This is a genomic window from Bacillus halotolerans, assembly GCF_001517105.1.
Lineage (GTDB): Bacteria > Bacillota > Bacilli > Bacillales > Bacillaceae > Bacillus > Bacillus halotolerans.
The window spans coordinates 56097-82543 of sequence record NZ_LPVF01000012.1 but is presented as its reverse complement, the minus strand read 5'-3'; the positions used below and the strand labels follow the sequence as shown (position 1 = coordinate 82543).

General features: G+C 45.2%; 35 protein-coding genes and 1 pseudogene. 32 read left to right on the top strand and 4 right to left on the bottom strand.

The genetic code is table 11. The annotated features are described in order from the left end of the window. Positions 1-10 precede the first annotated feature (10 nt). On the bottom strand, positions 11-265 hold the full coding sequence (locus AU387_RS15580) for a YciI family protein (protein WP_059336120.1): 255 nt from the start codon (positions 263-265) through the stop codon (positions 11-13). Between the two features lie 109 nt (positions 266-374). Here AU387_RS15580 and AU387_RS15575 point away from each other — a divergent pair, with 109 nt between their 5' ends. Continuing rightward, on the top strand, positions 375-1322 hold the full coding sequence (locus AU387_RS15575; protein ID WP_059336119.1) for an N-acetylmuramoyl-L-alanine amidase: 948 nt from the start codon (positions 375-377) through the stop codon (positions 1320-1322). 248 nt (positions 1323-1570) lie between these two features. On the opposite strand, the gene AU387_RS15570 is transcribed toward AU387_RS15575, so the two are convergent. Continuing rightward, positions 1571-1798 carry a hypothetical protein gene (locus AU387_RS15570; RefSeq protein WP_024121050.1) on the bottom strand — a complete coding sequence of 76 codons (228 nt, stop codon included), beginning with the start codon at positions 1796-1798 and terminating at the stop codon, positions 1571-1573. 409 nt (positions 1799-2207) lie between these two features. Here AU387_RS15570 and AU387_RS15565 point away from each other — a divergent pair, with 409 nt between their 5' ends. After that, complete coding sequence (locus tag AU387_RS15565) at positions 2208-2819, top strand: poly-gamma-glutamate hydrolase family protein (protein ID WP_044156266.1); 612 nt, start codon at positions 2208-2210, stop codon at positions 2817-2819. Between the two features lie 66 nt (positions 2820-2885). Next, positions 2886-3722, top strand: coding sequence for a manganese catalase (locus AU387_RS15560; protein WP_059336118.1), 837 nt, complete (start codon positions 2886-2888; stop codon positions 3720-3722). A gap of 44 nt (positions 3723-3766) precedes the next feature. Here the strand turns inward: AU387_RS15560 and AU387_RS15555 are convergent, their stop codons facing one another. Next, positions 3767-4363, bottom strand: coding sequence for an ImmA/IrrE family metallo-endopeptidase (locus AU387_RS15555; protein WP_044156263.1), 597 nt, complete (start codon positions 4361-4363; stop codon positions 3767-3769). Between the two features lie 161 nt (positions 4364-4524). After that, positions 4525-4866: an HTH-type transcriptional regulator Xre gene (gene xre / locus AU387_RS15550; RefSeq protein WP_024121054.1), complete on the bottom strand. Its 342-nt coding sequence runs from the start codon at positions 4864-4866 to the stop codon at positions 4525-4527. 178 nt (positions 4867-5044) lie between these two features. Here xre and AU387_RS15545 point away from each other — a divergent pair, with 178 nt between their 5' ends. From AU387_RS15545 to AU387_RS15415, 29 genes and pseudogenes are all read left to right on the top strand, one after another. Further along, positions 5045-5224 carry a hypothetical protein gene (locus AU387_RS15545; protein WP_044156262.1) on the top strand — a complete coding sequence of 60 codons (180 nt, stop codon included), beginning with the start codon at positions 5045-5047 and terminating at the stop codon, positions 5222-5224. Next, positions 5211-6047, top strand: coding sequence for a hypothetical protein (locus tag AU387_RS15540; RefSeq protein ID WP_059336117.1), 837 nt, complete (start codon positions 5211-5213; stop codon positions 6045-6047). The genes AU387_RS15545 and AU387_RS15540 overlap by 14 nt, the downstream gene beginning before the upstream one ends. Continuing rightward, positions 5947-6747: an ATP-binding protein gene (locus tag AU387_RS15535; protein ID WP_082687928.1), complete on the top strand. Its 801-nt coding sequence runs from the start codon at positions 5947-5949 to the stop codon at positions 6745-6747. The genes AU387_RS15540 and AU387_RS15535 overlap by 101 nt, the downstream gene beginning before the upstream one ends. Then, on the top strand, positions 6747-6914 hold the full coding sequence (locus AU387_RS20770) for a hypothetical protein (RefSeq protein ID WP_024121058.1): 168 nt from the start codon (positions 6747-6749) through the stop codon (positions 6912-6914). The genes AU387_RS15535 and AU387_RS20770 overlap by 1 nt, the downstream gene beginning before the upstream one ends. A gap of 93 nt (positions 6915-7007) precedes the next feature. Next, a complete protein-coding gene (locus AU387_RS15530) occupies positions 7008-7358 on the top strand; it encodes a phage portal protein (RefSeq protein WP_415868807.1) in 351 nt (116 codons plus the stop codon). After that, positions 7345-7551, top strand: coding sequence for an XtrA/YqaO family protein (locus AU387_RS15525; protein ID WP_024121060.1), 207 nt, complete (start codon positions 7345-7347; stop codon positions 7549-7551). Before AU387_RS15530 ends, AU387_RS15525 begins: the two co-directional genes overlap by 14 nt. Positions 7552-7667: 116 nt before the next feature. Next, positions 7668-8177, top strand: coding sequence for a sigma-70 family RNA polymerase sigma factor (locus tag AU387_RS15520; RefSeq protein WP_059336115.1), 510 nt, complete (start codon positions 7668-7670; stop codon positions 8175-8177). 117 nt (positions 8178-8294) lie between these two features. Beyond that, positions 8295-9086 carry a terminase small subunit gene (locus AU387_RS15515; RefSeq protein WP_024121062.1) on the top strand — a complete coding sequence of 264 codons (792 nt, stop codon included), beginning with the start codon at positions 8295-8297 and terminating at the stop codon, positions 9084-9086. Then, positions 9083-10384, top strand: coding sequence for a PBSX family phage terminase large subunit (locus tag AU387_RS15510; RefSeq protein ID WP_059292952.1), 1302 nt, complete (start codon positions 9083-9085; stop codon positions 10382-10384). Before AU387_RS15515 ends, AU387_RS15510 begins: the two co-directional genes overlap by 4 nt. Then, complete coding sequence (locus AU387_RS15505; protein WP_059336114.1) at positions 10385-11875, top strand: phage portal protein; 1491 nt, start codon at positions 10385-10387, stop codon at positions 11873-11875. 19 nt (positions 11876-11894) lie between these two features. Then, positions 11895-12722, top strand: coding sequence for an XkdF-like putative serine protease domain-containing protein (locus tag AU387_RS15500; RefSeq protein ID WP_024121065.1), 828 nt, complete (start codon positions 11895-11897; stop codon positions 12720-12722). A gap of 24 nt (positions 12723-12746) precedes the next feature. Next, positions 12747-13682, top strand: a complete 936-nt coding sequence (locus AU387_RS15495) for a phage major capsid family protein (RefSeq protein ID WP_059336113.1) — start codon at positions 12747-12749, stop codon at positions 13680-13682. Between the two features lie 23 nt (positions 13683-13705). Then, on the top strand, positions 13706-14089 hold the full coding sequence (gene yqbG, locus AU387_RS15490) for a protein YqbG (protein WP_059336112.1): 384 nt from the start codon (positions 13706-13708) through the stop codon (positions 14087-14089). Beyond that, positions 14086-14442, top strand: a complete 357-nt coding sequence (locus AU387_RS15485; RefSeq protein WP_059336111.1) for a YqbH/XkdH family protein — start codon at positions 14086-14088, stop codon at positions 14440-14442. Before yqbG ends, AU387_RS15485 begins: the two co-directional genes overlap by 4 nt. Beyond that, positions 14439-14927: an HK97 gp10 family phage protein gene (locus AU387_RS15480; RefSeq protein WP_059336110.1), complete on the top strand. Its 489-nt coding sequence runs from the start codon at positions 14439-14441 to the stop codon at positions 14925-14927. The genes AU387_RS15485 and AU387_RS15480 overlap by 4 nt, the downstream gene beginning before the upstream one ends. A gap of 12 nt (positions 14928-14939) precedes the next feature. Further along, the gene (locus tag AU387_RS15475; protein ID WP_059292947.1) at positions 14940-15380 is read left to right on the top strand and encodes a phage tail terminator family protein; all 441 of its coding nucleotides are present in this window, start codon (positions 14940-14942) and stop codon (positions 15378-15380) included. 2 nt (positions 15381-15382) lie between these two features. After that, entirely contained in the window at positions 15383-15595 is a 213-nt protein-coding gene (locus AU387_RS15470; RefSeq protein WP_059336109.1) for a YqzN/YkzM domain-containing protein, read from the top strand. Then, the gene (locus AU387_RS15465; protein WP_059336108.1) at positions 15595-16995 is read left to right on the top strand and encodes a phage tail sheath family protein; all 1401 of its coding nucleotides are present in this window, start codon (positions 15595-15597) and stop codon (positions 16993-16995) included. The genes AU387_RS15470 and AU387_RS15465 overlap by 1 nt, the downstream gene beginning before the upstream one ends. Before the next feature lies 1 nt (position 16996). Further along, positions 16997-17440, top strand: coding sequence for a phage tail tube protein (locus AU387_RS15460; RefSeq protein WP_003220592.1), 444 nt, complete (start codon positions 16997-16999; stop codon positions 17438-17440). 89 nt (positions 17441-17529) lie between these two features. Next, entirely contained in the window at positions 17530-17976 is a 447-nt protein-coding gene (locus tag AU387_RS15455) for a phage tail assembly chaperone (protein ID WP_003232676.1), read from the top strand. A gap of 41 nt (positions 17977-18017) precedes the next feature. Further along, the gene (locus AU387_RS20760; RefSeq protein ID WP_010788343.1) at positions 18018-18155 is read left to right on the top strand and encodes a hypothetical protein; all 138 of its coding nucleotides are present in this window, start codon (positions 18018-18020) and stop codon (positions 18153-18155) included. Position 18156: 1 nt separating this feature from the next. After that, positions 18157-22181: pseudogene (locus AU387_RS15450) on the top strand (transglycosylase SLT domain-containing protein). Further along, positions 22174-22833, top strand: a complete 660-nt coding sequence (locus AU387_RS15445) for a LysM peptidoglycan-binding domain-containing protein (RefSeq protein WP_059336107.1) — start codon at positions 22174-22176, stop codon at positions 22831-22833. Before AU387_RS15450 ends, AU387_RS15445 begins: the two are co-directional and overlap by 8 nt. Positions 22834-22848: 15 nt before the next feature. Beyond that, positions 22849-23826 carry an XkdQ/YqbQ family protein gene (locus AU387_RS15440; RefSeq protein ID WP_059336106.1) on the top strand — a complete coding sequence of 326 codons (978 nt, stop codon included), beginning with the start codon at positions 22849-22851 and terminating at the stop codon, positions 23824-23826. Beyond that, entirely contained in the window at positions 23826-24092 is a 267-nt protein-coding gene (locus AU387_RS15435; protein WP_059336105.1) for a DUF2577 family protein, read from the top strand. Before AU387_RS15440 ends, AU387_RS15435 begins: the two co-directional genes overlap by 1 nt. 58 nt (positions 24093-24150) lie before the next feature. Next, positions 24151-24576 (top strand): DUF2634 domain-containing protein, encoded by a 426-nt coding sequence (locus AU387_RS15430; RefSeq protein WP_024121077.1) that lies wholly within the window; start codon positions 24151-24153, stop codon positions 24574-24576. Beyond that, on the top strand, positions 24569-25615 hold the full coding sequence (locus AU387_RS15425; RefSeq protein ID WP_044156236.1) for a baseplate J/gp47 family protein: 1047 nt from the start codon (positions 24569-24571) through the stop codon (positions 25613-25615). The genes AU387_RS15430 and AU387_RS15425 overlap by 8 nt, the downstream gene beginning before the upstream one ends. Further along, positions 25599-26177 carry a YmfQ family protein gene (locus AU387_RS15420; RefSeq protein WP_059292942.1) on the top strand — a complete coding sequence of 193 codons (579 nt, stop codon included), beginning with the start codon at positions 25599-25601 and terminating at the stop codon, positions 26175-26177. Before AU387_RS15425 ends, AU387_RS15420 begins: the two co-directional genes overlap by 17 nt. Then, positions 26174-26446 (top strand): hypothetical protein, encoded by a 273-nt coding sequence (locus AU387_RS15415; protein ID WP_059292941.1) that lies wholly within the window; start codon positions 26174-26176, stop codon positions 26444-26446. The genes AU387_RS15420 and AU387_RS15415 overlap by 4 nt, the downstream gene beginning before the upstream one ends. Position 26447: the final 1 nt, after the last annotated feature.

Genomic DNA, 26447 nt, shown 5'->3' with positions numbered 1-26447 from the left:
AGGGTCTTTTTTATTTCAGCTTCCATTCCTTAATGGTCAGCGCAGAGGACCCGCTGAACACCAATGGATCAGCGGGTCCGATTTCGCGCGCCTCTTCCAGTGAACCCGCTTTGATGACGTATGCTCCGCCTGTGGCGTCGCTGAAAGGCCCGAACATTTTTAAGCGTTTTTCTGCCTGCAAACGGTCCAAAAATTCATAGTGACCGGCTGCATGCTTCTGATTGAATTGATCTGTTCTCGTAGTCAGCATTAAGTACGTATTCAAGAATGTCTCCCCCTTTTGAACTCTAGGTTAGCACAATTATCCATATAGCGGTGCTTTTCGTCCTACGAATGCCACCTATTGATGAAAAAAGAAAAAGGAGAGATGATAGGTGAGCATTCAAGTGAAGAAAAATTTGGTTTCTGAGGCAAAGTACGCCCTGAAATGCCCGAATGCGATGTCCGCTGAATATATTACCATTCACAACACGGCAAACGACGCGTCCGCTGCCAACGAAATCAGCTACATGATCGGGAACACCAGCTCGACAAGCTTTCATTTCGCGGTTGATGATAAAGAGGTGATTCAAGGATTGCCGCTTAACCGTATCGCTTGGCATACTGGTGACGGCACAAACGGTACAGGCAACCGCAAGTCGATTGGCGTTGAAATTTGCTACAGCAAATCGGGAGGCCCAAAGTACGAGGCAGCAGAGGCATTGGCGATCTCTTTTGTGGCACAGCTTTTGAAGGAGCGGGGCTGGGGAATTGATCGAGTCAGAAAGCACCAAGACTGGAACGGAAAATACTGCCCGCACCGCATTTTATCAGAGGGGCGCTGGGAGCAAGTCAAGGCGGCAATTGAAGCGGAATTAAACGGCAGCGTTTCAGCGAAAAAGGCTTCTCCTTCTGCGCAAGTGTATCATGTGAAAAAAGGAGACACGCTATCCGGCATCGCAGCATCACACGGTGTCAGTGTGAAAACGCTGCAAAGCTTAAATCACATCACTGATCCAAATTACATTAAAGTCGGACAGGAGATCAAGCTTTCCGGGACTGCCTCTTCCTCTAAAAGCCATGCCGCATCCTCTTACCCGCTGCCATCGGGGGTAATCAAAGTAACGAGCCCGCTGACAAAAGGCACAAAAGTAAAGCAGGTTCAGACTGCGCTGGCAGCTCTTTATTTTTATCCTGATAAAGGGGCGAAGAATCATGGGGTGGACGGTGTATATGGGCCAAAAACAGCAAATGCTGTCAAACGCTTTCAATCTGTCAGCGGATTAACGGCAGACGGCATTTACGGGCCGAAAACGAAAGCTAAAATGGAACAAAAACTATAATGATAAAAAGGAAGCTTCACTTGAATGGAGTTTCCTTTTTTCCCTTACATACAAACGGCAGCGAGAACCTTTTGACTGATTTGGCACAGCAGGAGAGCGCCGCGTCATAATAGGATGTTAAGAGTTATGAACAATTTGCTAGGCATAAAGTTAACAAGAAATCTAGAAAAGCAAAAACCTTCGAGCAATCAAATAGAAAATAAAAAGACCCGGTGATCACCGGGGAAAAGAAATAGAAAGTTACAGGTTTAGTAATACTTTTTATATTCTACTTTGTAATCATAGTCATGCTTGTCATGATCATAACACTTTTTGCCGTGGTCATAATATTTTTTGTCATGGTCATAGTACTTTTTGTCGCAATCATAATCTTTCTCATGATCATCATAATACTTTTTATCGTGGTCGTAATACTTCTTGTAGTACTTCTTTTTGTAAGTGTAATACTCTTCTTTATATTTTTTATAATAACCCATACTAACCCCTCCTTTAATGTTTGATCAGTTTTATTATATGGATTAAAAAAGAGATGGTATGGTCAAATGTATTCGTCATCAAAAAAAGGCTGTTTTCAAAAACAAACTGATAAAAATGGATAGCGTGCCAGCTTACATAAGCCTTTTAAAAGAATGATTTATAACATTTATACTTCATCCACCTGTAGATCGACCGCATAACGCCCCCATTTAAACGCCCCAGTTTTTCTTTCTAGTAAAATAAGTGCTTACTTTTCTATCGCTTCAGCTGTTGAAAGAGTTGACACATTTCAGCAATATATCGATAAATCCCTTCATGTATCTCCTGATATGGAAATACGATAAAAAGGTTTTCATTCATAGATGAGTAGAGTAAACTGGTGCTGACTGATAAAGGAGAGCGCTTAACATGAAAGATATGTATGACAGTTTTTTATCTCTTTCTGCGTCTGAATCGGAGTACCGGATTATTTATGAAGAGAACAGCGGGAGCGAGCATATTGTCCTCGGCCCTCACGGCGGAAGAATTGAGCCGGGCGTCAGCGAACTGGTGCGGGCATTTGCTGATCAAAGTTCCATTTATATTTTTGAAGGATTGAAGCAGCACAACAACCGTTCGCTCCACCTGACAAGCACTCGTTTTGATGAACCGCTTGCCATAGAAAAAGTTAACGCCCACCGATTCGCGCTGGCATTTCACGGCTATCGTGATCTGAAAAAGCCGCATACATTGGTCGGGGGCGCGGATCGGATAAAAGCAGCAGCCATTTGCGAGTTGCTGAATGAGGCAGGTTTCAGTGCGGAACTGGTCAGTGAAAAAGACCGGCTGGCAGGTGTTCATCCGCAAAATATCGTCAATCGGACGAAAAGGGAGATGGGGCTGCAGCTGGAACTGAGTACGGCGCAGCGGAGCGCGCTGTTTCACAATTTTGGCTGCCGTAAGGGACAATACATAGAAAACAATCTTTTTTCTCGATATGTGAATGCCGTTAAGCTTGGTTTTTATGAAAGAAGCAAGTAGGACCTGCAATAACTGCCTATTCCTTCATATGCTGTGATTGTTTGAATGCGCAGGGAGGAATAAACGATGTTTTATCATATTAAAGAGCTTCAATATCAGGCAAAGCCTTCCCGTCCGGATCCTGTTTATGCGAAAAAGCTCCAAGAGGTGCTGGGCGGCCAATTTGGTGAAATTAGTGTGATGATGCAATATTTGTTTCAGGGTTTTAACTGCAGGGCGGATGCCAAGTATAAAGATTTGCTATGTGATGTGGGGACGGAAGAGATCGGACATGTGGAAATGTTGGCTACGATGATTTCCAGGCTTCTGGATGATTCTCCTGCTGATGTACAGGAGAATGCTTATAAAAGCAACCCCGCTATTGCAGCAGTGATGTCAGGGATGAATCCTCAGCACGCTATTGTGTCCGGCTTGGGTGCGATGGCATCAGATAGTGAGGGTTATCCGTGGAATGCAAAATACATTATCTCAAGCGGAAATCTGCTGGCGGATTTCCGTGCAAACTTAAATGCGGAAGCCCAGGGGCGCCTTCAGGTGACACGGCTTTACGCCATGACTGATGACCCCGGTGTAAGGGATATGCTGTCATTTTTGATTGCAAGGGATACTTATCATCAAAATATGTGGTATGCAGCGATTAAAGAGCTGGAAGAAAGAGAACGGGATATTGTCGTTCCCACGACATTTCCGCGTGAGCTAGAAAAGCAGGAAGTATCCTATGACCTGTTTAACTTTTCCAGAGGGGATGAAAGCTCACAGGGAAGATGGGCTCATGGCGAAGCCTTTGACGGCCGGGGCGAGTTCAGGTATATCCCGGCTCCGATTGCGTTCGCATCTGCGCCTCATCTTAAACCGGCGCCAATGTGGCTGCAGAATACCATGCCTCCGATGTCGAAATATTAATATCTATGCCGGGCTGAGGGCAAATGTCCTCAGCCTGTTTTTGATCAGCTGTATTTGCCGATTTGATACAACGCTTTTTCTTCAGCGACCTGCAAGTGCTGCTGATCGCCTTCCTCGTACGCATTTGGCCGCTTATGTGATAATAAGTAAGCAAGCCGCTTCTGAAATTGAATACCTGCTTTACGCCGTTCAAACATTTCAAGTCTTTTCTCAGCAAAGTCCTTTGTTACCCGGAATACCGTCGCAATGGTTGCAAGAGCCTGACTTCTCCATTGCGGCAGTTCCATCTGCAACAGCATAAAGGTTGGCACACAGAAGTGGTACATAAATTGGTTCGCCTGAAATTCCTGCAGCTCCCTGAAGAGCTTGTTCATCTGAAAATGATTGCCTGCATGCTTTAATACGTGGCACAGTTCATGACCAAAATCCTCCCATTGCTCTTCCTGGGACTTTCTTTGGTTCAATATGATACTGTACATGCCGTCGTATTTCACCATCATGCTTCCCATATCCTCGAAATGAACCCATATATCAAGATCGTTTGCGATTTTCAGCATGTCAATGTGATGGGGAGAGGTGATGCCCAGCCGGCTGTATAAATTTTTTACGTATTCCTCCAGATGTGATAAGTAATCGCCCAATTGAATACTCCCTTTCGAACATACGTTCTGTTTATAGCGAGAAAGAAAAGCCCGTTTAGGGCTAAAATGTGTGTTGAAATCTTTCCCTTTTCTTTAAAAAATAAACACTTTTTTCTTTATATCGGTCTATTTTTTATATGTTTTAGAGAACAGAGAAAGATTTATTTGTTTTTCGGTTTCCGATTTTTCTCTTTTTCTTTTAAATAGTTGATAAATTCGATGGCCTGCTGCTTGCTTTCCGGGGAAAAATCCTGCATATCCCGGTATGCGAGCTGCAAGTCCGGATCAGAAAACATATCATCATCAGATTTTTTTTCTTTTCCTGTTAATAAGTAATCCGTTGTCACTTGGAAGTAATCAGCCAGCTTTTGCAGTGTGTCGTAATCAGGTTCGCTTCGCCCGTTTTCATAATGAGAATATCGTGCGCGCGATACACCGATGTGAGATGCGATTTCTTCCTGTGTCCTTTTTCCTCTGAGACTCTTCAATCTGCCGCCTATCATACTATGACCTCTCTTTTTTTAACTCCCTAAGTTACTTATGATTATAGATACAATCTGTATCAAAATAAAGTTATGATAAAAAAAGTATCAAAAATAACTTGATGATACAGAATGTATCGTTTATACTTGGTAACAGTTGATACGAATTGTATCGAAAACAAATCGGGGGAGTGATTACATGCATCCGATTCAAATGGTTTTTAGTGAACATCCGATAGATCAGCGCCATCTCGCACAATCCGGCGGCTCCATTTCTTTTACGGCATGCGGCCTTCCGGTATTCCATTTTGAAAATCGAGAACAATTTCAAGCGTACTTGCTGTTAAAAGAAGAGGTGAAACGCAATGAAAATGGATAAAAGCTATCCTTTTCCCATGTATTCAGGGCTGTTGAATTCAGAACATTACGACAAAATAGGCTCGGCCCTGTGGCTGTTTCTCTGGTTTATCAGCTCAACGACAAAAGAAATTGAAAAGGAAGGCGTGAGCTGGGGAATTGTGCTCGGCCATAAGCCATTAAAAGCAAGAGAGATGGCGGCCGTATTCGGTGTAAGTGAAAAAACAGTCAGAAGATGGCTGGAGCTTCTTGAAAGCCATGGATACATAAAGGCTGCCCGCGCGCCATACGGACTCATGATTTCTGTGAAGCATTCTAAAAAATTCAGCTTCAGATCGGACAAAACTGCGCACCGCAGCGATAATGAGCGGTCATTTTCGCCGCTGGCACAGGACAAAGAAGACCGCTCTAATATAGATAAAACAAAAACATATACTGCTGCTGATGATGCAGTGGATCACATTGCGAAGCGGTTTACACAATTACGGTCGGCTCAAGAAGGACGCACCGTGTATCCTTCCTCCAGAGATTATCAAGCCATCGCCCGTATTGTCGCCATCGGCGTTCCTGTAACGCAAACAATCAAATGGCTTGAGGAATGTTTTCAAGCTTTTGAAAACCGGCGAACCGCTGCTTCAGAAACGATAAAGGCCTTTCGCTACTGTTCGAAATTCATCGAAGACCGATTTTTCGCGCAGCAAGCCAAAAAGACCGCCGCAATACAACATGAGAGGAATGAAAGTAATGACAAAACATACAATCGAGCAGATTTTAGACGAGTTGAGAAAAGGGAGACGTCCATTACTGGCGGACAAACCGGCCGAATCAGACGCAAGCCGGTATGATTGTCCGCGCTGCAAGGATCAGGGAGGATATCTCAGCCGGCAAGACGGTCTGGAAGTGTGGACAATGTGCAGCTGTATGGCAGAACGAAAAGTGAAACGGCTGCTTGGCGCAAGTGAAATTACACCTGCTTTCAGACAGCTTGGCTTCCATGAATTCCGCACCCAAGGGAAGCCACAGGCCGTCAAGGACGCGTTTGAATGCGCCAAAGAGTTTGTGGCGGATTATGAACAAATCAAGGACAGCCGGAAAAACAGCATCGCTCTTTTGGGTCAGCCCGGTTCCGGGAAAACACATCTTCTTACCGCTGCGGCCAATGACCTGATGAGAAAGCGCCATGTGCCGGTCATTTATTTTCCGTTCGTTGAAGGCTTTACTGATTTAAAAAATGATTTTGATCTTTTGGAAGCCAAGCTGAACCGAATAAAGCAGGCAGACGTGCTGTTCATTGATGATCTCTTTAAACCGGTAAACGGCAAACCGCGCGCCACTGATTGGCAGCTGGAACAAATGTATTCCGTTTTGAACTACCGCTACTTAAATCATAAACCGATTCTGCTTTCAAGCGAGCTTACGATTGAAACGCTCGTCCGGGTTGATGAAGCGATCGGCACGAGAATCTATGAAATGTGCAGTGATTACTTAGTGATTATCAAAGGAACAGCGTATGACCTGAATCATAGATTGGAGGGCATCAGATAATGTGCAAGCTCTGTAAGACAAAGAAAGTAATTGTTGAACATACCGGGATCGGAGCGGTTTTTCATCCATGTCCTAACTGCCGGTCCGGCAATGATTTAACGCCGGTTATTCAAAAGCTGGAACAAATGCTGACAGCCGGAAAAGCGGGGCTGAATGCCCGTGATTAAACAGCTGGCTGCTCTGTTCGCGTTGCTGTTTCGGGCGAAGCGGACAGAAAAAAACATCGAACAATGGTACAAGGATGACGGGAAGTGAAGCAGATGCCGGAAACAAAACAATTTGAAATGAGTCCTGCGCCGTGGCGTGCTGTCGCAAGCGGAGATACGAAGCCAATTTATATCTATTCTGCTTACAGTGAAGAAGAAAAAGAGAGATTCCCTTATTCAAACGGCCGGCTGATCGCCGCTGTATTTGACCTCAGCTCTTTTTCGCAAATAAGCAATGCCAACTTGATGGCAGCCGCACCTGAGCTGAAGGAAGCGGCTAAAGCGGCGCTGGATTTTCTAAACGGGAATTCCGCTCACTCCAAGGAGCACATCATAAAGGTATTAGAAGAAGCCAACAAAAGCGCTCAACCCGAAAGGAAGGAAATGACACATGATCAACCCTAAAAAACTCGTAAATATTGATTCCATCACGCTCGACAGCCAGCTTGAGGATGGGAAAATCCGCGTTATTATAGTCGACGGCATAAAGCAAGAAGCCTGGATCACAGAAGCTCCGGAGCACGGGAAAACGCTTGTTGAAACGAGAAAGGGAGACCTTGCCCGCGTAGAATTTGAAATCGGCTACAAATTAAACTAAAGCGAAAAAAGAATACGTCCAAGACGGAAAGCCTGCGGACACTGATCAACATGCACAGCATTTGTGCGTTGATTGGTGTCCGCTTTTTTATTGCACAAATGAGGAGGAATCATAGAATGCTAGACTTATTATTTGAATATAAACGCACATTAAAACAAACAAGAACACAATATAAACCGCTAGCTGAAGCAGATGAATCAGTGCTCTCAGCTGAGGACATGAAGGATAAAAAGATTATCAGAAACATCATCACAGACCTTGAATATGTAACAGAATGGCTTGAAAAAGGAAGACAGCCCGGCATCAGACGGGCGATTGACCGGCGTGATGCGTATCAGCGGCTGATGGTCAAAGATCCAAGAATCATAGAATCATTTTCTTGCGATATGATGTTTGAGCCGGACGGACAGGTATCTGAGGAAGACAGGGAGAGAATCCGAGAAGCTTTATCCCTTTTAACGGACAGGGAGAAAGAAATGTTTTTGCTGCACAAGGTGGAATGCTTTTCTTATGAACGCATTGCCGATCTTCTTGGCGTCAAAAAATCAACTGTGCAGACAACAATCAAACGGGCTTTATTAAAGATGCAAAGACAGCAGGAGGAAATGAACCGATCGCTTGCCTGAATGCTTGTCATACGTTTGCCACCTATAAGTGAAAAGAGCATGACACATAAGCGGCCGGCATAACCGGCCGCTTTTATGAATAGAAATCCATGCTGGAGGTGGCGGTGATGCCGTAGCATGAAAACACAACAGAGAGAACAAGCATTAGCAATCTATCAGCACCATCAAGGAAATATCACAAACCGGGCCATTGCAGACACAATCGGCGTTTCGGCGAAAACAATCGGCATCTGGAAAAAACAGGACGGATGGAAAGAAGCCTTGTTTTCTGAAAACGGACATAAGCAGCGCCGCATAGAAAATGATGAATTAAATGAACGGCAGCGGCTGTTCTGCCTGTACTACGTAAAAAGCTTCAATGCGACACAGTCAGCGATCAAGGCGGGCTATTCTCCGGACAGCGCCCATGTGACGGGCTGCCGGCTGTTAAAGAATGAAAAGGTTGCCGCTGAAATCAGACGGATAAAAAAAGAAATGGTGAATGAAGTGTTTATTGAAGCGATGGACGTTTTGCAGGTATATGTCAAAATCGCGTTCGCCGATATCACGGATTATGTGACCTTTGGCAAAAAAGAGGTGCAGGCCGTCGGAAAGTCGGGACCGCTGTTTGATGAAGATGATAACCCGATCATGAAGGAAATCAGCTTTGTCGACGTCAAAGACTCCGGTCTCGTTGACGGCACGATTGTCACGGAGGCAAAGCTCGGCAAGGAAGGCATCGCCATTAAGCTTGCCGATAAGATGAAAGCACTTGAAAAGCTGTCATTATACTTTGATTTGTTTCCGGATCAATTTAAACAAAAAATAGAAAATGAGAAGTTAAAGCTCGCGAAACAAAAAGCGGAAAAAACTGATGACGGCCGCGAGCCAATTGAAATCATGATCAAACGAAAAGAGGACAAGGCATGATTGTAAAAGAAATCAATCCTCATTTTGAAGATTACGTGTTCAATTGGGAGCAGACGTACCAGTTTCTCGTCGGCGGCTACGGCTCATCAAAAAGCTATCATACGGCGCTGAAAATCGTGTTAAAGCTGTTGAAGGAAAAGCGGACGGCGCTCGTCATACGCGAGGTGTTCGATACCCACCGGGATTCGACCTTCGCTTTATTTGAAGAGGTGATTGAAGAGCTTGGTCTCACGAAGGCAGCCGCAGCACTTTCTTCCCCGCTTCAGCTGCGGTTTCAAAACGGCAGCCGGATCATGTTCAAAGGGATGGACAACCCGGCGAAGCTGAAATCTGTACACAACATTTCATTAATATGGATTGAAGAGTGCTCTGAGGTGAAGTATGAAGGCTTTAAGGAATTAATCGGCCGTCTTCGCCACCCTGAGCTGAAGCTGCACATGATTTGCACCACCAATCCCGTCGGCACCTCCAATTGGACGTACCGGCATTTTTTTCGGGATGAACGCAATCAGCGGTTTGTGCTGGATGACAGCGAGCTTTACGAAAAGCGGACACTTGTCAGGAGAGATACGTATTACCATCATTCCACGGCAAACGACAACCTCTTCCTCCCCGAAAGCTATATCAAGCAGCTTGACGGACTGAAGGAATATGATCCTGACTTATACCGAATTGCCCGTAAAGGCAGGTTCGGCGTCAATGGAATCAGGGTGCTGCCGCAATTTGAGGTGCTTCCGCACGACCGTATCGAAGAACGTATTGCGGCCATCAGCCAGCCGATCCTTCGCACAGGCATGGATTTTGGTTTTGAAGAATCCTACAATGCTGTCGTCCGTCTCGCCGTCGATCCTGATAAGAAATATCTCTACATTTATTGGGAGTATTATAAAAACAAAATGACAGATGACAAGACGGCTGAGGAGCTGCGGGAATTGGTTGAAACACAGGAAATGATCAAAGCCGACTCCGCTGAGCCGAAGAGCATTCAATATTTCCGCCAGCAGGGTTTTCGGATGGTCGGAGCCAGGAAGTTTCCCGGCTCCAGGCTTCAATACACCAAAAAGGTCAAACGCTTCAAAAAAATTTTCTGTTCGGACCGCTGTGAAAATGTCATCTATGAGCTCAAGACACTGACGTATGCCAAAGATAAAAACGGTGCGCTGATTGAGGATGAATTCACGATCGATCCGCATACGCTTTCTGCTATTTGGTATGCGCTTGATGATTATGAGGTCGCAGATGTGAAGGAAACAGCGCAAAAACGAATCCGTCCGAACCGAGAAAGGAGGAGGTCATAAATGCCGCACAATCAAACAGTCAGAGCAACGGTTTTAAAAGCCAATGCATCTGCTCCTCAGACAAAGCAAATTTATGAAGACGAGTTTTCTGATTTGTACGGAGAGGATATCATCGCTCCGCCCTACAATATCACCGAGCTCAAAACAATTGCTGAATACTCAACCATTCTTCAGCAATGCATTGATGCGTACAGAGTGAATATTACTGGTTTTGGTTTTGATGTGGAGTACACGTTTGATGTCAACGCCACTGATGTCGACCAGGCGAAAAAGAAAAAAGCGGAAAAAGACTGGGCCAGACTTGAAGCCTTTTACAAATGCCTTCACTTTGATGAATCTGCTGAAATGATTTTAGGCTATGCCATTGAAGACAGGGAAAAAACCGGAAACGGCTTTATGGAAGTGCTTCGCGACGGGATGGGAAAACCGGCCGGCATTGAATATTTGGATGTGAAATATATGCGCGTATGCGGAGCCGGCGAGCCTGTCGAAGTATCTTTTATGTATGAAGAAAACGGAAAAGTGAAGAGAATCAAAAGGCAAAAACGGTTTCGGAAATTTGTGCAGATGATCAATGGAAAAAAAGTATTTTTCAAAGAATACGGCGATCCTCGAAAACTGGACATGCGCACGGGCGAATATGTCAGCACACTGGCTGAAAAGCACCAAGCAAACGAAGTGATCCATCTTAAAATCGGAAGCGGCGTATACGGCGTGCCCCGCTGGGTAGGCAATATCGTCAATTTATACGGCGCCCGGAAAGCGGAAGAGCTCAATTTTATGTACTTTAAGCAGGGGCGTCACGTACCCGCAGCGATTACGGTGGAAAACGGGATGCTGTCTGAAGCTTCTTACCGGGAACTGCAGGAGTATATGAATGACCTTGAAGGTGTGGAAAACGCCCATAAATTTCTTCTGATTGAGGCGGAAGGCATCGCGAAGGAGAAGGACCTTCACGGCGGTGAAGATATCACGCCGGTTTCTGTGGAAATCAAATCCCTTGCGGAAATCCTGCAAAACGACGCCTTGTTTCTTGAATATGATGAAAAAAGCAGAAATAAGCTGCGCTCTGCTTTCCGTCTGCCGCCGCTTTATACGGGAGAAGCTCAGGAATACAACCGGGCTACGGCTGATACAGCGAGAAAAATTACGGAGGAGCAGGTGTTTCAGCCAGAGCGGAAAACGCTTGTCAACAAATTGAACACACTGCTTTTGCCGGAGCTGAATCTTCATGATGTGAGGCTGACATTAAAAGGACCGGACTTTCGTGATCCGCTTGAGATTGCGAAAGTGCTCGGTCCTTTTATTACAGCTGGAGCCGTTTCTCCAAATGATTTACGAGACCTTGCCGGACGGGTGCTCGGCAAAACGCTTGAGGAGTGGCCGGAGGACATTTACAAACGCCCTGCCGGACAGGATGCTGAAAAGACGAATCTGACAGCACTTCTGCAGGAGCTGAAGGACAGCATCGAAGCTATCAAAACGTCCTGAAGGGAGGTGAATCAAGCAGGTGGCGCGGGAATTGAAAAATGCCAAAATCAGCTTTGTCAGCTATGTGGACAAGGCGGCAAACCAGACAGAATTTTTCTTTACAAAGTCAGCCGAACCTCCGTCATTTGAAAAAAAGGTTCGGCTGTTTACGAAAAGCGAGCAGGATGAACAAAAGCTCGTATACGGAATTGTGTATGAGCCTGATGTTCCAGATGCCCACGGCGACTATATGACCGCAGAAGAAATTGAAAAAGCAGCGCATGGCTTTCTTGCAGACGCGCGGGAGATTGATATCAATCACAGCTTTGAAGGCGGCACAGGCGTGGTCGTTGAATCCTATGTGGCGCCCGATGATTTTATCATCGGAACAAAACGGATTACAAAGGGCTCGTGGGTGCTTGTGACAAGAGCGTCAGATGAGGTGTGGGAACAAATCAAAGCCGGCATCATCACCGGCTACAGCATGGCGGGCACTGCTGATGTATATGAAGAAGAACCGGTTGAAAAAGCCGGGTTCCTAAGTGTGTTTAAACAGCTGCTGGCCGACAAAACAGGAAAGGAGACTGAAGAAATGAGGAAAGAAGACATGAGGGAATCAATCGAGCATGCGCTGTATCCGTTGCTCAAACGGCTGGAGACAATTGAAAAAAACACAGAAACAGAGGAAAAACCGGAGCAGACGGGAGATGACGAGCGCCTGAAGAAGCTCGTTGAGGACATGATTGCCCCGCTGATCGAACGCATTGAGGCTCTGGAAAAAGCTCGGGGAGCCTCTAAACAAACGGCGGACGATGCGGCCGGCAATACAGAGCAAGTCAAAAAATCAATCTGGAGCGGACTGCTGTAAACCAGTCAAAGAGGAGGAAATCAATTGAGAAATCAAGAGATCATTCGGAAAGCGGAAATGTCGCTTTCTGCTTTAAAAAGCGGCGGGCTCATGAACCCTGCACAAGCATCAGCTTTTATCCGCATGGTGCAAAACACGCCGACGATTTTCAGTGAATCCCGCGTGATTCAAATGGAAAACGATTCGCAAAAATTTGAGAAAATCGGCTTCGGCCAGCGTATTTTGCGCGCGGCTCAAGAAGGAAAGGCGCTGACAACAGACGAGCTGGCGGTTCCGACGACAAGCACTGTCCAGCTGAACACAAAGGAAGTCATTGCGGAAATTAACATTACGTACGACACGCTCGAAAACAATATTGAAAAAGGCGGACTGCAGCAAACGATCATGCAAATTTTAGCAGAGCGCGCGGCAGTTGATATTGAAGAGCTGATCGTAAACGGAGATACTGCATCAGCAGATCCATACCTGGCGCAGCTGGACGGCATCCGTAAACAAGCAGTGTCCCACATCGTCGATATGAACGGTGAAGAACTGTCGAGAGCGACATTTAAAAAAGGTTTAAAGGCTGTTCCGCCGAAATATTTGCGCATCCCTCAGGAATTCAGATTCTATACGTCGCACGGCTTAGAAGTTGAATGGAAGGACCGCGTGGCGGACCGTCAGACAAATCTTGGGGACCAGGCTGTTCAGGGCGGCTTGTCCACAGCATTCGGCGTACCGGTAAAAGGGGTATCCAATATTCAGCCGTACGCAGTCGGAGAGGGAGACGCGCAATATGATGCGTCCGATATCATTCTGACACATCCGAAAAATATCATTCTCGGCTTCTCACGCAATATTCGAATTGAAGTCGACAAGGATATCCGCTCCCGTAAGTTCATCATTGTCTTAACGGCGAAGCTGGACAGCAAGTTCGAGGAAGAGGATGCCTGCGCTAAATTAATTAACGTAAAAGAATAATTGAAATGGGGTGGCCAGCTTATATGCTCATCGAACCGACGGACGTTGCCGCCTATTCGGTCTATGACCAGGTGAAAAACAGGCCGGAAGAACTGCTGGCGCAGGATATCATCGAGGCGGAATCGGAAGCGGCCCTCATTACAGGGCACAGCTTTACAGACAGCATCTACGACCCGCTCCCTGAAAAGGCGAGATTAGCTTTGCTGAAGCTCGCCCAATACTTTGCGCTAGTAAACAGCGACGAATCAGCCGCATCAAGCTATCAGTCTGAGAAAATGGGGGATTACTCCTACACGGTTTCAGGTGAAGCCGGCATTCAAAAGCCCGATGTATATCATTTGCTGGAAGAGTTTATCGCACCGGACTATGTTCCGGAGTCCGCCAGATTGAAGGTGCGGTCGTTATGAGTTATCAGCAGATGCTGATTCATCGCTGTAATATTTATCATGAAAAAGCGCAGCCGCCGCCGGCGGGACGATTCGGAATTCCGGCGGACAAGCTTCAGCCGGTATTTTCATATCCGAATACACCCGATGAAGAAAATGTCCCTTGCTACTTTACAGAAAAAACGCAGCAGCTGATTCAGGAGGAGCCTGATCAAACCGTGTATCACAGCTTTCTTGTCCATTTTCCAGGCTCTGCGGATATCCGGATGAACGACAAAATCATTTGGCAACACAACAGCTATATTCTGAAGCTGCCAAAAAAGATCAGACACCATCATTGGGAAGTCATCGCTGTCAGAGATGAAAGTCTATGAAGATAGCGGGACTTAAACAGCTGAACGCATCGTTAAAAGGAGCGGCATCCGGCGGTTTTTCCCGCGAGGCGTCCCGGTGGCTTGAAGAGTGCGGGCAAGATTTTCTGGAGATCGTACAATCTGAACTCATCAGCACGCAATCGATAGATACAGAAAAACTGCTCAGCTCCTTTCAGAAAGGCTCAGAGGACAACCTCTGGAAGATACAAAGCGGCGGACTCTCACTTGAGGTCGGGACCCAGCTTGAATATGCTTCTTTTCTCAATGACGGCCACTGGACGTCGAAAGCGGACGATGTGAGATGGGTGCCGGGGCATTTTCAAGGCTCACGGTTTATCTATGATCCGGCTTCTTCCACAGGCATGGCACTCAAGAAAAAATGGATACCCGGCACGAGCTATTGGGAGCATGCACTGCTTCTATATGAACAGCTGTTTGCAAAATCAATGGAACATAAATTGCGCCAGTGGCTGAAAAAGATGTAAAGGAGGAGCGAGATGAACAGCGAAACAGGATCGATCATGGCTTTTTTGTACAGCCAGTGGTCTGTTCCCATTTATGAAAGCGAGCTGCCTGATCATTTTCAAGTGCCGTCTTTATATGTCCCTGCGCCATCTGTTTTTGAAGAAACAGATACAGTCTCCACGTTTAAAAAAACCTACAGTCTCAATGTGAAGCTGTTTCATCTTGACTCCGTGCAGGCGCTGGATGAAGCGGACAGGCTCGCGGATGCCATCAGAGAAGCGAGAAATATAGTTCCGCTGCTTAGTGAATCCGGTGAGAAGACAGGGGATATGCTTCGCATCACCCGAATTGAGACAAGGGTGGGAGACAGGGGCGAGGCGGTCATGGTGATCAGGTGGAGCAGCCGATATTATTATCACAAAACAGAACAGCCTGTCTTACAGGATATCGATATGAACAGCGGGGTGAAATAGCGGTGGCAAAGCAGAAACAAGCGAAGGCTGTACATACAGAGAGCCGGGAAGCTCTTTTTGATACAGCGGATTTGATCAAGCACGCAAAGGAACTGTTCGGCGTTAAGCCGGAGATCCTTCAGGGGGCTTTATTTGGCGTGGACAAAACACGCCTGACGAAATCAGAGGCTAGTCAATTGATCCAAACATTTTTAACTAAGGAGGTCATGCAATAATGAATGGCGGAACATTTACAGCAGGAAAAGAAAAGGACCGTGCAGGCATTTATTTCAATTTTAAAACGACGGCACAGGAACGGGTGTCACTTGGTGAACGGGGGACGGTCGCACTTCCGGTCGCATCAAGCTGGGGCGAAGCGAAAACATTCGTCTCCATTTCAAGCGTGGAGGATTTAAACAAAAAAGTGGGTCTCAGCATCGACGATCCATCTTTATTACTGTTGTGTGAAGCGAAGAAAAACGCGAAAACGGTATTGATGTACCGCCTCACTGAAGGCGTCAGAGCATCTGCCGATATTGCCGAAGGCGTTAAAGCGACTGCTCTATACGGCGGATCAAAAGGGAATGACATCATCATCCGCATTAATGAAAATGTACTGGATGCAGCGTCATTTGATGTCACAACGTATATGGATGAATCAGAAGTGGATAAACAGACTGTCAAAAAAGCTGAAGAATTAACAGCAAACGGCTATGTGACATTTACCGGAACAGGAGATCTTTCCTCTTCAATTCCGCTGACTGGATCAGAGGGAGACGCGGCTGCCGAGACGCTGAACGCATCTGCGGGAATCCGTTTATCCGGCGGTACGGATAAAGCGCCGGTCAACTCAGACTATACTGATTTCTTGGCTGCGGCTGAAACGGAGAGCTTTGATGTCATCGCTTTGCCGGTTGCAGAAGGAGATCAGCTGAAGGCGACCTTTGCCGCATTCATTAAGCGTCTGCGTGACGGACAAGGGCAAAAAGTCCAAGGGGTAACAGCCAATTACAGCGGTGACTATGAAGGCATCATCAACGTGACAGAAGGTGTGCTGCTGGAAGATGGAACAGAAGTGACACCGGACAAAGCGACGGCGTGGGTAGCCGGCGCAAGTGCGGGAGCAACCTTTAACCAATCGCTGACATTTGTGGAGTATGAAGGCGCCGTTGATGTCTTAAACCGCCTTGACCACGACGCGATTGTGGAACGCTTAGGCAAAGGCGAATTTTTATTCACATTTGACGCCCGCGATAAATCGGTAAGCGTAGAAAAAGACATTAACTCACTTGTCACGTTTACGGCTGAGAAAAACAAGAAGTTTGCGAAAAACAAAATCGTCCGTGTACTCGACGCCGTCAATAACGATTTAACACGCGAGCTGAAAGCATTAATCAAATCAAGAAAGGGAAGCGGAAGCGACATCCCGGCCTCTGAAGACGGGCTTCAGTATGTGAAAACGATGATTACGCAATACATGACAACACTTCAGGATGCGGGCGGCATTACCGGTTTTGATTCTGATCAAGATATCACCATTTCAATGAATGAAGACCGTGACGGCTTCTTGATTGACCTCGCTGTACAGCCTGTCGACGCAGCAGAAAAATTCTACTTTAATGTGGAGGTAAACTAATATGGCATTAAAAGCACAAAACACGATTTCAGGTAAAGAAGGACGCTTATTTCTCGATGGAGAAGAAATGGCGCATATCAAAACATTTGAAGCAAATGTGGAGAAAAACAAGTCTGAAGTAAATATTATGGGCCGCCGCATGACAGGCCATAAAACAACAGGGGCAAACGGAACAGGCACAGCGACGTTCTACAAAGTCACATCAAAATTTGTAATCCTTATGATGGACTACGTCAAAAAAGGCAGCGATCCTTATTTCACCCTGCAGGCTGTGTTAGATGATAAATCTTCCGGAAGAGGAACAGAAAGAGTCACGCTTTACGACGTAAACTTCGACTCCGCAAAAATCGCCAGCCTCGATGTCGATTCAGAAGCATTAGAGGAAGAAGTTCCGTTTACATTTGAAGACTTCGACGTGCCTGAAAAGCTTTCTGACACGTTTTAATCAAAACTGAACAAGCCATAAGCAGACCTTTCTCAGAAAGGTCTGTTTTTAAATGATGAAATCAATTTAAAGATAAGGGAGTTTTTTACATGAGCGAGAAGAACGAAAACGTATATGATCTTTCCTTTTTTATGCCGGGAAAAACAATCGAAGCCGAAGAAATCAAAGTGCCGATCTCTAAACGTTTTGTTGATAAAAAAGGGAATGTCATACCGTTTATTTTAAAACCAATTACCACCGAACGAATTGATGAACTGGAGAAAGAAAATACAACATTTAAAAATGTGAAAGGCCGCGGACGCGTTAAAGATTTAGACTCCCAGCGTTTTTATGCGAGAATTGCCATCGAATCCACTATTTATCCGGATTTTCGTTCAAAAGATTTAAGAGAGGCATACAAAACAGCAGACCCGGTGGAAGTCGCCAAACGTGTACTATCGGTGGGAGGAGAATATGCAAACTGGCTGAATAAAGCAATTGAAATCAATGGTTTTGAAGATGATCTTGAAGATCTAGAAGAAGAAGCAAAAAACTAGTAAAGGATGGCGATAAAGAAGCTGTGTATTTATATTATGCAATGCATGAACTTCATTATTCGCCATCCCAGCTTCTTGAATTATATGAAGCACCAAAGCACTTTAAAGCTCTTTTATTTGGGTTGATTGGATATAAGTTAGATCTATTAGAAAAAGAATCAAGGAGAGGAGGGAATTAAAATCGCAAAATTAACAGCCCGTTTTGATCTCGAAGACAAGGTATCTAAAAAACTAAAACGGATACATAAAGGATTCCAAGAGGTCGAAAAAAAAGTAAAGACCATTAATCGGCAAATCAAAATCAGTATCAGAGCAGAAGATCAGGCATTTTACCGGCTGAGAAAAATAAATGACTACATTATTTTGAAATTCGCGAAATCACTTGAAATCAAAGTTGTACTTGATGACCAAGCCACTTCAAAGCTGGAAGCGATTGAACGAAAACTTAAGCGGCTGCCGAAAGAGACGAAGCTGACTGTATCTTTAGTAGACAGGACAGCAGCTGCGTACAAAAAAATAAAAAAGATGCTATCTAATCAAAAGCTATCATTCCTTTTGGTTCCAGATGACAAGGTTACTTCAGCCGTAAAAAAGATTATTGGTTATATCAAGAAAAATTTGAAAAACGGATATACAGTCAAATTAAAAGTTATCGATGAAATTACAAAAACAGTGAATCGATTAACAGCACTTTTGAAGAAATTTGAAAAAACCTATTATGTAAAGGTCGTTGTTAAGACAAAAATATCAGACAAAATCAATAAAAAAGAAAGCCCGATTAATAAAGACAAATCTAAGAAAGAATCAGACAAAGCTTCGGATAAAGGCGCTGACAAAAGTTCTGATCAAAAACCTGGCTGGGTCGGGAAAATCAAAGGATGGCTGAAGGATTGGTGGACAAAGTCAGCTTGGCCTTGGATTAAGGATACGCTCAACCAAATAGGCAAAGCTTTTTTGGATCGTTTCAAAGAAAGATTGATAGAAAAGCTGAAAAATGATGTGTTTGATAAGATCATTGATAAAATTCTAGGACCTCAAAAAAAGGACGATTCTGGTGAAAATTCTGAAACGGATAATAAAGTCCTTAACCGGAATACAGGAGGAAATTGTTGCTGTTGCTGCTGTGAAGACGGAGGTAACAGTCCGGGCAGTAAAAATAGAAAAACCTATAAAAAAAGAAAAGCCCGACAAAGGCTCCAAACAGAACACTTAGGGTTCCTGGAGAGGTAATAAGAAGACGCCAGAGCGGCACATCCGGTGAAAGTGCGCCACGGTCCTCTGGTTCGAAGTTCAAGAACTGGTTCGGAAGCTTAAAATCGCTAGGGAAGGATTCATCCAAACTAGGAAAAGCGTTTAGAGGAATGGGTAAGGCTGTTCCATACGTAGGATCTGCTTTAGCAATGTTCGATCTAGCTGGAATCAATAAAGATAATGCTGGTGAAAAGGTTGGTTCAATCGGAGGACGCATTGCCGGCGCAGAAGCAGGAGCAACTGCCGGAGCAGAGGCTGGTGCGACAATCGGATCCTTTGTGGGTCCGGAAGGTACAGTAGTCGGGGGAGCTATCGGCGGAGTCGGCGGCGGTTTAGTAGGCGGAATAGGCGGCGAAGAAGCAGGTAAGAACATTGGTAAGATGTTTGATACTTCTAAGTTAAAGGAGAACATAAGCAATTCACTATTTAACAAAGAGTGGTGGAGTGGAAAATGGAATTCTATTTCTGATACTGCCAATGGGGCTATTACTTGGATTGAAGATACATGGAGTAAAGTTTCAACTTGGTTTGACCAGTATGTGTTTACGCCTATTTATAATGTAGCTGTACCCGTAATTAATTTTATAGTAGGTTTGTTTGCTTATGCATGGGATGGCATTTTGGCAGTATGGAACATTGTCTACCCATGGTTTAAGGATAATGTGTGGGATCCAATAAGCGGAGCAGTTACTAAAGTTGCTACAACGATATGGACTGGATTGTGTAACGCTTGGACAGTTATTTCAGGCATATGGTCTACTGTTTCAACGTGGTTCATGGACAATGTGTGGAACCCTGTGAGTGAAGCAGTAACAACTGCAGCAACATGGATTTGGAGTAAAATCAATGGTGCATGGACTACTATTTCTGATATTTGGTCCAGTGTATCGAATTGGTTTTATGATAATGTGTGGAACCCGATTGTCACAAAAGTAGAAGATATTAAAACTTCAATAAAAGAAAAATTTGATGATGCAAGGAAATTCTTTGAGGATGCATGGGATGGAATTGAAACTTGGTTTAATAAACATGTGAAAGAACCATTGGTTAAAGTAGCAGAGAAAATTGCTGAGAAATTTCAATGGGTAATTGATTTGAAAGATGCTGCTAGTTCAGGTATAGGATATGTTAAAGATGCAGTCGGTGGTTTCTTTACAAAAGTAACAAACAGAGGACAGGAAATTACTCATCTAGAGAAAAAAACAAGTGAAAAGAGTTCGAAAGGTAAAGCTAGTTCTAAAACAACTACTAATAACATTTTTTCTCAGTCTCCAACAAATATGACTGTTCTTCAACAATCTCTGAATCGGAACGCCACAGGCGGCTACATCACCAAACCAACCATCTCATGGATCGGTGAAGCCGGCAAGGAATTCGTTATCCCAGTTGATAACAACCGAGGCCGTGGGAAGATGCTTCTTTCACAAGCGGCGTCTAAGCTAGGTATGCAAGTCGTAGACGATACGGGAACCGCTTCGTCTTCTGCTGGAAGCCCGGTATCTGTTTCAAGAGGAGCAGCTGCCAGTCCGTTATCAGGATCAGCCTCCCCATCAATGGACACTGCAAATCTTACAGGCCAAGCGTCCACACTCGGACAGCAATTTTCAGAAGGCTTTGGTAAAGGCATCAGCAATCAGCCGGTTAAAATGGAAGATTGGAAAAAGAAAAACATCAATATGCCATTTACACAAATGATTTCTTCTTCACCAAATTACGGAAAACAGATGGTAAGCGGCTATGCTAAGGGGCAAAACAGCACAGCAACTGGCACAGATGGCTTCCTGCAGACGAAAGTCAAAACACCATTCCAGAACACCGTGAATAAATCCTCCTCATGGGGAAGCGGTACAATCAAAGGGTTTGCTTCCGGACAAAATAGTTCCCAAACCGGTACTGATCAATATGTAAATACACATGTGAATAAGCCGTTTTTGAGATCTAAAGAATCATCAAACGGCTGGGGAAGCGGTATGATCGGGAATTTTGTTTCAGGTATGACTTCAAAGGCAAGTGAAGTCCATGAAGCTGCCAAGGAACTCGCGAAAAAAGTTGAGACGGCTTTCCGTGAAGAATTAGATATCCATTCGCCTTCTCGAGTTATGATGAGTCTCGGTCGCTTTGCATCTGTTGGTGTAGTAAAAGGATTGGATTCTGTCGATGTGAAAAAATACGCTGAAAAGCAAGCCGGTTCACTTGCAGCTGCTTATTCCGGAATGGGTGCAGTAGGGGGAAATGTGAAGCAGTGGCTTATGGCTGCAATGATGGCCACAAAGACACCATTAAGCTGGCTTCCAGGATTGATGACGATTGCTCAGTATGAATCAGGAGGCAACCCGAACTCTATTAACCTGTGGGATAGCAACGCGAAGGCGGGAAATCCATCACAAGGACTCATGCAGACAGTCCCGACTACATTTAATGCTCATAAAGCACCGGGCATGGGTAACATCAAAAATCCGATTCACAACGCTGCTGCAGCGATCGGCTATATCAAAAGCAGATACGGCTCAATTGATAATGTACCTGGCATTAAAAGCCTGAAACGTGGCGGTCCCTATGTCGGTTATGCCAACGGCGGACTGATCACAAAAGAACAAATCGCCCGTGTCGGTGAAGGAAACAAGCGGGAATGGATCATTCCGGAGGAGCGAGGCATACGCGGCCGCTACCTCCTTCAGAGAGCAGCGCAAGCTCTGGGTATGGAAGTGACAGATCCGTCTCAATCCCAGCAGTCTGAGCTTTCTTCAGGCCAAGTCTCCGCTGTTACTTCGGCAAGCCGGCCAACGACAGCGGTATCCGGATCAAAAGAAATTTATATTCAATTTAATGGTGACCAGCACTTCCATAATGGACAAGACGTCGAAAGTCTTGCAGCGAAAATCAAGCAGGCGCTTATAGACGAACTGCAAAAGGATATCAATATTGGAACGAAGGGAGTCGTTGCATTTGACTAAATCCGTATATGAATTTTGGATTTCACAAGGGAAGGACAAGCTGCGGCTCCCCGTACTTCCCGACCAGCTGAATATTTCAAATACGGTTCAGAATGAGACGGTTAAAGTAGCTAAGTTCGGTGACCTTACATTTATTGACGAACAGGGAGCGAAAGAAATTTCGTTCTCTTCGTTTTTTCCGAAGAAATACAGCCCGATAGCTGAATATCAAAACGTCCCGTCGCCGGAAAACGCGATAACAAAAATTGAAAAATGGATGAAGGCCAAAAAACCGGTCCAGTTTTTGATTACGGGAACTAAAGTGAACCTGACTTGCAGTGTTGAAGGTTTTTCCTATAGCGAAGGCCAGCAGGATATCGGTGATCGCTCGTTTGATATTCAATTAAAAGAATACAAAACCGCTTCCCCCCGAAAAATCAAGCAAAAGAAAAAAACAAAGGCAAAACGTCCGTCAAAGGCCTCTCCGAAAACCTATACAGTGAAAAAGGGAGACACGCTATGGGACATTGCCGGCAGATTTTACGGGAACAGTACGCAATGGCGCAAAATTTGGAACGCCAATAAAACAGCAATGATTAAACGAAGCAAACGAAATATCAGGCAGCCGGGCCACTGGATTTTTCCCGGTCAAAAATTAAAGATACCGCAATGAAGCAGGTGATGTATGATGATAGAATTGTTCGTCATTAAAGATACAGAATGGCTTGAGCTGGTAGCGGAAAGCGTGTCGCTGGAGGGGCACCGATATCAAGCGCCGTGGTCCATAGAAGCGACCATCGTCATTAAACAGGGCGACCAGAAATATTACAGCGTCACAGAAGGAGATACCGTTTTGTTTAAGTGGAAGGGAAAAGAGCTTTTCCGCGGGATCGTCTTCGCCCGAACGCCTGATGAACATACGCTTGCCTTCAGTGCGTACGATATGCTGCAATATCTGGTCAAAAATCAGGATGTGTACGTGTTTTCCAATCAGCGTGCTGACCAGATGATCAGGAGGATCGCCAATGATTTTCAAATTCCGACAACCTCTATTGCGAACACAAGTCATACGATCAAAAGCCTTGTGATTAAAAATGATACGAGCCTGTACGACATCATATTGAAGGCTTTAAAACAGACAAAGAGCCAGACGGGCCGGAATTATCAGCTGTATTCGGAAAAAGGAAAGCTGGGTCTGCGCGCTTGGCCAGAACCGTCAGAGGTATGGGTGCTGGAAACAGGTGTCAATATTACGGGCTACCAATACAGCACGTCTATAAATGATACCGCTACACGAGTCGTGCTGCGCCGCCAGAAGGATAATAAGACGTATAAAGCGTCTGCGAAGGACAGTTCAGGCTTAAACAAATACGGCGTGCTTCAATATACGGAGACCGTAACAGACGAAATTAACCAGGCGCAGCTTCAGCAGAGGGCCGACGTACGCCTTGCTGAAAAAAAGGGCGTAAAAAAAGAACTGAAAAATATTCAGGCCATCGGCATTCCAGAAGTGCAGAGCGGCTTGCCTATCTATATATCCATTCCGGAGGCAGGGATTAAGAAAATCTACTGGGTAGATACAGACCGGCATGAGTTTAAAGGAACGAAACATACGATGACCATTGATGTTGTCGAAAAGAATACGATGCCGGAAGGGGTTTCCTGATGAGACTGAGTGAAGCCATCAAACATTTGGCCGTCGGTGCGGTTGATGCTGAATCTCCGGTGGAGCTGCTCCCAGCTGAGGTGGTTTCGGTTTCTCCTGTTGAAATCAAATTAAAAGAAAACAGCAAACTGATTATCCCGGCTGACGCCCTCATCATTCCAAAACGGATGCAGTCTGGAGGAGATGGTGCACTCGAGCTGGGGGATCGCGTCATGACTGCAGCTCTGACAGGCGGACAATCGTTTTTTATTTTAGATAAACTGTAAACAAAACCGCTTCGGACGAAGTGGTTTTTTATTTAGCATGTATAAAGGAGTGGGCATCATGGCCCTGACACCAGAAGTGGAGTTTGAGGATATTGAAGATGACGGCGAAGTCATTGAAACCTCGCAAACCTACAAAATAGATTTTGAAAACGGAAGAATTACAAATGAGCTGATTACCGGGCTTGAAGCAATCAGACAGTTTGTGTATATCGCCTTACAAACTGAACGATATGCGTATTCAGTTTATAGCCATAATGTCGGAAATGAGCTTCAGGACGTGCTTACAGATCATGAGACGACTGATGCCTACAAAAAAATGGAGATTCCTAGGCTCATAGAGGAGGCACTTGTTTATGATGACCGGATTTCCGCTGTAACAGACTTTGAGATAGAAAAACAAGGCGATGCATTTCATGTTTCCTTTGTAGTCGAGACAGATGAAGGATCGCTTGAGATTGAGGAGGTGATTGGCGAAGATGTTTGAGGACCAGACCTTTGAAGATATTATGGAGCGTATGCTGAACAGCATCTCTGCAGATATTGACACGAGAGAAGGCAGTGTTATTTATAACGCATTAGCCCCGGCGGCAGCCGAGCTTGCGAAGTCGTATATATGGCTTGATACCGTGCTTGAGCTTGTGTTTTCTGATACTGCGCAAGGAGAGTTTTTGGACCGGCGCGCTGCGGAAGCGGGGATTGAACGGACAGCTGCCACAAAGGCCGTGAGAGCAGGGGAGTTCACAGCTGGCGTCAGAATTCCTGAAGGCTCCCGCTTCTATGTGGACAATCTTTATTTTCAATATACAGGAGACGGGACACTTGTCTGTGAAACGCCGGGAGAAGCAGGAAACGCCAATCTGACCGGACGCAATCTGTTGTCACTGGATACCATCCCGGGATTGGAAAAAGCGATTGTCAAAGAGATTCTGATTCCGGGGCGTGAAGAAGAAGGAGATGACAGCTTAAGAGAACGGTATTTTACGAGGGTTCGGCGTGAGGCTGTCAGCGCTAATAAAATGCATTATAAAGAGTGGGCTGAAGAAGTGGACGGTGTTGGAAAGGCAAAGATCTTCCCGCTTTGGAACGGAGACGGGACGGTTAAAATTGTCGTCACGAATGCTAACCTTGAACCGGCTTCTGAAATCTTAATTCAAAAAGTGAAAGACTATATTGATCCTGAGCCCGGTCAGGGCGAGGGGCAGGCGCCAATCGGAGCCGTTGTCACAGTGGAAAGCGCGGTCTGGAAGGAAGTTGAGATTTCTGCCGAAGTGCTTCCGGAAGTCAATCACTCGATTGATGAAGTAAAGACAGAAATTCAAGAAGGCGTTTTAAATCTCTTTAAGAAAATGGCATTCGAAGATAACATTATCCGCCTTTCTCAAATTAATAACATCGTCTATAATTCGCCGTCTGTCAGTGACTATTCAAATATTAAAATCAACGGCACTTCCGAAAATTTAGTGCTGAGCGACGTAGAAATTCCTAAGCTTGGGCAGGTGAATATCATTGAGCAAACAAGATGACATGATTTCATATCTGCCGCCGTTTCTCACCAGCTTAAAAGAAATGTCGGAGCTGCTGAAAGCGGAAGCACCTGAGTTTGATCAGCAAAACAACAGCATATTTGATCTGACAGACCAGTTATTTGTGCCAACAGCAACATGGGGGCTTAGCCGCTGGGAAAAGATTTTAAACGTGCCGCGGGAATCTGGAGATACCGATGAAATCAGGCGATTACGGCTCATTTCGAAGATGTCGAACATCCCGCCGATCACCTACAGGGCCATTGAGCAGGCGGTGAACCGTTTCTTAAAAAAACCGTCGGCACAAGTCCGCCTGCTGCCCGGTGAATACCGATTTAATGTAGACATCAATATTGATGATCTCCAGCACATGAATGAGCTGATCGAAGCATTGGAAAACATGAAGCCGGCACATCTGGCCTATACGCTCAGAGGCGGATTGAATGAGACGCTCCAAATAAAGGACAGAGTCATCCTGAATCACCGAAGATACCGAACAGCCAGTGAGCTGAAGGTCGGTTATTCTGTCACTCTTAACAATAATGAGGTGGTCTTAACTTGATTTCAACCATATACAGAGAACGTACAGCTGCCGATCTCAAAAGCAGGATTCATCACGTGCTGCTTAACGGCCAAGAAACAGAAATAGTGGAGCTCACCATTGAAGGAGCAACAGTGACCGTTCTGACAAAACGTGAGGAAGACATCAAACATATAGAAACGGTACAAATTTTTGACGAACTGGGCAACATCATTACAGAAAGAAAAACAGACCTGGACGTCAGTGAAAACAGAACACTCGATTTCAGATTTACCTTTGAGGTGGTGTAAA